This is a genomic window from Streptomyces sp. SID9727, from assembly GCF_010550605.1.
Lineage (GTDB): Bacteria > Actinomycetota > Actinomycetes > Streptomycetales > Streptomycetaceae > Streptomyces.
Map to the genome: position 1 here is coordinate 1 of NZ_JAAGNI010000020.1, position 5,687 is coordinate 5,687.

A 5,687-nucleotide genomic window follows, 5' to 3' on the forward strand; every position below is an offset into this window, starting at 1 on the left:
CCGGCGGTGCGCGGAGCGAGCGGCGGGAGCGGGGGCGCGGGGGCGGCGGCGGACCGGTGGCCGCGCAGGCGGCGGTAGGCGGCGGCCGAGGTGCAGCTGATCCGCGAGCCGCAGACGGCGAACACCGCCCCGTCCCGGCTCAGCACGAAGTCGACGCGCATCGAGCCGAGGCCGCGGCCCCGGCGGCGGATGTCGGAGCAGTTCACCTCGACCATGACGTCCCAGGGCTCGTCGCCGAGCACGAGGTGTCCGGCGGCGGTGGTGTAGCGCAGTTCCCACATCACGAAGGCGTCGCCGAGCGGCACCCCGAGTTCGGCGTGGCAGACCAGCATCGCCGCCTGCCGCATCGTCTCCGCGATCAGCAGGGGGTCCTGGTGGCCTCCGACGGGGGCGAAGAAGCGGTGGGCGCGCGGCCAGTGCGCGGGCACGCGGAACCGGGTGTCGCTCAGCCGGGCCACACCGGTCGGGAAGAGGTCCCGCGCGTCCGGGCGGTGAGCCATCCGTCCGAGCTCCTCCCCGGTCACGCGTGAGGAGATATGGACCATGGGGCGCCCCCGGGAAGACTGCGGTTCGATGGGCAGGGATGTCCCCGGCCCGGCTGTGACCGGGCCAGTCTGCCCCGGCTCCACCCACAGTTTCCAGCCACCCCCTTGAGTCGGCCCCTAGGGTGACTGGAGTGACCGACCGTTATCGATGTGACAGGAGTGCCCCATGTCCGTGCACCGTGTGGTCCCCAACATCCCGGTAAGCGCCGGCGGCGAAGCCGGGACGGATGCGTCCGCCCTGCGGGACACCACCGCGTTCTACGGCCTGCTCGGCTTCGAGGAGGTCATGAACCATGGCTGGATCATGACCCTCGCCTCGCCCACCCGGCCGGCCGCCCAGATCAGCTTCATGACCAAGGACGCGACCGGCCCGGTCAACCCGGACCTCAGCGTGGAGGTCGCCGACGTGGACGCCGTGCACGCCGCGCTCGTCCGCGAGGGCGCGGAGATCGTGTACGGCCCGCACGACGAGGAGTGGGGCGTGCGCCGCTTCTTCGTACGCGACCCGAACGGCCGCGTGATCAACGTCCTGACGCACCGCTGAACGGCCGGGTCGGCCACGCCCGCAGGGCGGACGGGCCCCGGCCGGTGCGCTGTGGGTGCGGCAGGACGCGGCCCGCCCCGGCGTCGGGAAGCACGCCCACGGGACGGACAAGGGGCACAGGGGCGGCGGCGAGCGCGGCGCACCGCCCCCGCCAGCGGGCCGACCGCCCCTGATCCGCCCGGCGGCGCGGCCCTCGCGTGGTCCGGGTCAGCTCTCCTGTGCGACCTCCTTGCTGACCTGGGCCGGCGACTCGTACTCCTTCTCCGGCAGCGCGTCCAGCGCTGCCACGATCTCGTCACCGGCACCGTTCTGGCGTGCCTGGTCCACGATCGTGCCCTTGCCGGCGGGGTAGTTGACGCCGCCGAGGGCCTTCTGCAGTTCGATGGGGTTCGCGTTCATGAGGGCGAGGTACCCGCGTCGGACGCGCCCTCCCGCGTTCCCGCAGCCCATGACCCGATTGCCCGGCCGTGTGACCGCAACGGCGCCCGCGACCGCGCCCCGCTGCCGCACTCCGCCGCTTCTGCGCCGTTCGGGTAGCCCTGGCCCGGGTACACGCCGCTGGTGACCGGTGCGGCCGGGCGCCGGGCCCATGATGGCCGGTGGCCGCCGGGCCGGGCCAGGTCGAACGGGAGGGTGCATGACGTCGTTGGACGAGCGACCGGGTGCGGCAGCGGTGGACGACCGGGAGCGGCGGGCGACCGAGCGCCGGGTGAGCGGGGGCGCGAGAGTCCTCAGGCTGATGTCGACGACCGACCACAAGGTCATCGGCGACATGTACCTGGTGACCTCGTTCGCGTTCTTCCTGTTCGCCGGGGCGCTGGCCATGGTGATGCGCGCCGAACTCGCCCGTCCCGGCATGCAGATCGTCTCCCCCGAGCAGTACAACCAGCTGTTCACCGTGCACGGCACGATCATGATGCTGCTGTTCGCCACCCCGACGTTCACCGGTTTCGCCAACGCGGTCATGCCCCTCCAGATCGGGGCGCCGGACGTGGCGTTCCCCCGGCTGAACGCGTACACGTACTGGGTGTACCTCTTCGGCGGGCTGATGGTCGTCTCGGGGTTCCTGACGGCCGACGGGGCCGCCGCCTTCGGCTGGTTCGCCTACGCGCCGCTGAACGGGCCGGTGTTCTCGCCGGGGGCGGGCGGGGACCTGTGGGTGATGGGGCTCGTCGTCGCGGGGTTGAGCACGATCCTCGGCTCGGTCAACTTCATCACCACGATCATCTGCCTGCGCGCCCCGGGCATGACGCTGTTCCGGATGCCGATCTTCACCTGGAACGTGCTGTTCACGTCGATCCTGGCGCTGCTCGCCTTCCCCGTGCTGACGGCGGCGCTGCTGGCCCTGGAGGCCGACCGGAAGTTCGGCGCGCACGTCTTCGACGCGGCCAACGGCGGGGCGCTGCTGTGGCAGCACCTGTTCTGGTTCTTCGGCCACCCCGAGGTGTACATCGTGGCGCTGCCGTTCTTCGGGGTGGTCACGGAGATCCTGCCGGTGTTCAGCCGCAAGCCGGCCTTCGGTTACGTGGGCCTGGTCGGCGCCACCATCGCCATCACGGGGCTCTCGGCGACCGTCTGGGCGCACCACATGTTCGCGACGGGCGGGGTGCTGCTGCCGTTCTTCTCGCTGATGTCGTTCCTGATCGCGGTGCCGACGGGCGTGAAGTTCTTCAACTGGATCGGCACGATGTGGCACGGTTCGCTGTCGTTCGAGACGCCGATGCTCTGGTCGCTGGGCTTCCTGGTCACCTTCCTGCTCGGCGGGCTCACCGGGGTGCTGATCGCGTCGCCGCCGATGGACTTCCATCTGACGGACACGTACTTCATCGTGGCCCACCTGCACTACGTCCTGTTCGGCACGATCGTCTTCGCGACCTTCGCCGGGTTCTACTTCTGGTGGCCCAAGTTCACCGGCCGGATGCTCGACGAACGACTGGGGAAGATCCACTTCTGGACGCTCTTCGTAGGCTTCCAGCTCACCTTCCTCGTCCACCACTGGCTGGGCGAGCAGGGCATGCCCCGCCGGTACGCGGACTACCTGGCCACCGACGGATTCACCACGCTCAACACCTTGTCCACCATCGGGGCGTTCCTGCTGGGCCTGTCCACGCTGCCCTTCCTGTACAACGTGTGGAAGACCTGGCGGTACGGGGAGCGGGTCACGAGCGACGACCCGTGGGGCTGGGGCCGCTCGCTGGAGTGGGCGACCAGCTGCCCGCCGCCCCGGCACAACTTCCACGCGCTGCCCCGCATCCGCTCCGAGTCCCCGGCGTTCGACCTGCACCACCCGGAGGCGGCGTCCGCCCCGGCGGGGAGGGCGGACCGGTGAAGGGCGAGGCGTGGCTGTTCAGCGGGGTGGCGCTGTTCTTCGCGGTGACCTGCGCGGTGTACGCGGTGTTCGCGCCGGACCCGGCGGGCATCGCGGCACTCACCGTCTCCGGTCTGATGTCGGCGCTGATCGCCGCGTTCCTGTGGCGGCAGGCCCACCGGTCGGCGCCGCGTCCGGAGGACCGCGAGGACGCGCGCGTCCAGGAGGTGAGCGGCCGGCGCGGGTACTTCCCGGCGGGCAGCCACTACCCGGCGATCAGCGCGGCCGGCACCGCGCTGCTGGGCCTGGGCACCGTCCAGGGGCTGTGGCTGTTCCTGATCGGGGTCGGCGTGCTGGTCCCGGGCGTCTACGGCTTCGTCTTCCAGAACCCCGACCCGGCGCGCTGATCCTCCGCCCCGCGCGGCCCGGCCAGCAGCTCCCGGGCCTCCCGCTCCTGCTCCGGCGTCAGCCCGGGGCCGACCCGGTCGCGGTAGTACCAGTGGCTGAGCCGGGACCGCAGCCGCCGGGCGAGCCGGGTGCGGGCGGGGGCCCGCCGGGGCGCGGGGACGTCCAGCGGCCTGGGGAGCTCGCGGGCCAGCAGGACGTACCGCTTCTCCTCGGGCAGCGGCGTGCGCTCCGGGTGGTAGCCGCCCTCCACCGACTGCTCGACGCCCTCGGTCTCCTCGCCGTCCTCCAGCAGCTCCCGGTCCCGCGCCTGGAGCGCCAGGCAGAGCCGGTCGGTCACCACGAAGGCGATCGGCGGCAGGACGAACAGGGCGACGCGGAACGTCCAGGTCAGTGCGTGCACCGGTACGTCGAAGACGTAGGCGATGACGTCCTGCGCACCGGCGAGCAGCAGCACCGCGTAGGCCGTGACGGCACCCACGCCGAGCCCCGTGCGGACCGGCCGGTCGCGCGGGCGGTCGCAGAGGTGGCGCTCGCCGGAACCCCCGGTGATCCAGCGCTCGAAGAAGGGGTACGCGTACAGCACGAGGAAGAGCGCGCCGGGCAGCAGCACGCCGGGGACCAGCGGGTTCCACATCAGGGTGTGGCCCCACAGCCGGGTCTCGACGCCGGGCATGAGCCGCAGGGCGCCTTCGAGGAAGCCGACGTACCAGTCGGGCTGGGAGCCGGTCGAGACCTGGTCGGTGCGGTAGGGGCCGTAGTCCCAGACGGGGTTGATCTGCGCGAGGGCGCCGAGCAGGGCGAGCACGCCGAAGACCATGAGGAAGAGACCGGCCGACTTGGCCGTGTACTGCGGGAAGAACGGTTTGCCGACGACATTGCGGCCGGTGCGCCCCGGACCCGCCCACTGGGTGTGCTTCAGGTGCACGACGAGCAGCAGATGCAGGCTGATCAGGGCGAGGAGCAGCCCGGGGACCAGCAGGATGTGGACGGGGTAGAGCCGGGAGACGATGTCCTCGCCCGGGTACTCGCCACCGAAGACGAAGAAGCTCACATAGGTGCCGACGACCGGGATCGACAGCATGATCCCCTGCGCCGTGCGCAGCCCCGTGCCGGACAGCAGGTCGTCGGGGAGGGAGTAGCCGGCGAAGCCCTCCAGGAGGGCGAGGAGGAACATCGTGACCCCCACCATCCAGTTGACCTCGCGCGGCCTGCGGAAGGCCCCGGTGAAGAAGACCCGCAGCATGTGCACGCCGATCGAGGCGACGAAGACGAGCGCCGCCCAGTGGTGGATCTGCCGGATCAGCAGCCCGCCGCGCACGTCGAAGCTGATGCGGAGCGTGCTGGCGTACGCCTCCGACGTGCGGAGTCCCCGGAGCGGGCCGTAGGAGCCCGTGTACACCGACTCGGCCATCGACGGCTGGAAGAACAGCGTCAGGTAGACCCCCGTCAGCAGGAGCACGATGAAGCTGTAGAGGGCGAATTCGCCGAGGAGGAAGGACCAGTGGTCCGGGAACGCCTTCCGCAGCAGCGACCGGGCGGCCCCGGCGAGCGGGAGCCGGGCGTCCACGGCGTCCGCCGTCCTCGCGCCCGCGCTCCGCGCCCGGTCCTTCATCTGCCTCTTGCTCTTCGCCAGCAGCACGAGTCGCCTCTCCGTCGGCCGGTCCCGCTTGGTGCGCGCCCGACGGAAGGGGTACCCCGGGATCCCGTGTCGTCACGGGTCGGGGGCGGGGTTACGCGCAACGGCGCCGCCCCCTTGCGCCGCTCGGCCGAGGCGAGCCCCGGCCCCGGCGCGCGGGTGCCCGCCTCAGCCTCCGGTCAGCCGCCGCACCGCCTCCACCGTCTGCGCCGCCCCGTCCTCCGCGGCCATCCGCTTCGCACCCCG

General features: G+C 71.9%; 6 protein-coding genes. 3 read left to right on the plus strand and 3 right to left on the minus strand.

Annotation, left to right across the window (positions count from 1 at the left end):
• Positions 1-500: AfsA-related hotdog domain-containing protein (locus G3I41_RS01395; RefSeq protein WP_275408382.1), on the minus strand; the 500-nt coding region annotated here is incomplete at its 3' end.
• Between the two features lie 211 nt (positions 501-711).
• Here G3I41_RS01395 and G3I41_RS01400 point away from each other — a divergent pair.
• Complete coding sequence (locus G3I41_RS01400; RefSeq protein WP_164398461.1) at positions 712-1,089, plus strand: VOC family protein; 378 nt, start codon at positions 712-714, stop codon at positions 1,087-1,089.
• A 207-nt stretch (positions 1,090-1,296) separates the two neighbouring features.
• Here the strand turns inward: G3I41_RS01400 and G3I41_RS01405 are convergent, their stop codons facing one another.
• Positions 1,297-1,488, minus strand: a complete 192-nt coding sequence (locus G3I41_RS01405) for a DUF2795 domain-containing protein (protein WP_164398462.1) — start codon at positions 1,486-1,488, stop codon at positions 1,297-1,299.
• A gap of 340 nt (positions 1,489-1,828) precedes the next feature.
• Between G3I41_RS01405 and ctaD the strand changes: the two genes are divergently transcribed.
• Entirely contained in the window at positions 1,829-3,418 is a 1,590-nt protein-coding gene (gene ctaD, locus G3I41_RS01410) for a cytochrome c oxidase subunit I (protein ID WP_239081436.1), read from the plus strand.
• Positions 3,415-3,804 (plus strand): cytochrome c oxidase subunit 4, encoded by a 390-nt coding sequence (locus G3I41_RS01415; RefSeq protein ID WP_164398464.1) that lies wholly within the window; start codon positions 3,415-3,417, stop codon positions 3,802-3,804. Before ctaD ends, G3I41_RS01415 begins: the two co-directional genes overlap by 4 nt.
• On the opposite strand, the gene G3I41_RS01420 is transcribed toward G3I41_RS01415, so the two are convergent.
• On the minus strand, positions 3,765-5,417 hold the full coding sequence (locus tag G3I41_RS01420) for a ubiquinol-cytochrome c reductase cytochrome b subunit (protein WP_164398465.1): 1,653 nt from the start codon (positions 5,415-5,417) through the stop codon (positions 3,765-3,767). The genes G3I41_RS01415 and G3I41_RS01420 overlap by 40 nt on opposite strands.
• Between the last annotated feature and the right edge of the window lie 270 nt (positions 5,418-5,687).

Excerpts from the sequence above, each read along its gene's own strand:
- G3I41_RS01400 (WP_164398461.1), top strand. The coding sequence starts at position 712 with ATGTCCGTGCACCGTGTGGTCCCCAACATCCCGGTAAGCGCCGGCGGC.
- G3I41_RS01405 (WP_164398462.1), bottom strand. The coding sequence starts at position 1,488 with ATGAACGCGAACCCCATCGAACTGCAGAAGGCCCTCGGCGGCGTCAAC.
- ctaD (WP_239081436.1), top strand. The coding sequence starts at position 1,829 with ATGTCGACGACCGACCACAAGGTCATCGGCGACATGTACCTGGTGACC.
- G3I41_RS01420 (WP_164398465.1), bottom strand. The coding sequence starts at position 5,417 with ATGAAGGACCGGGCGCGGAGCGCGGGCGCGAGGACGGCGGACGCCGTG.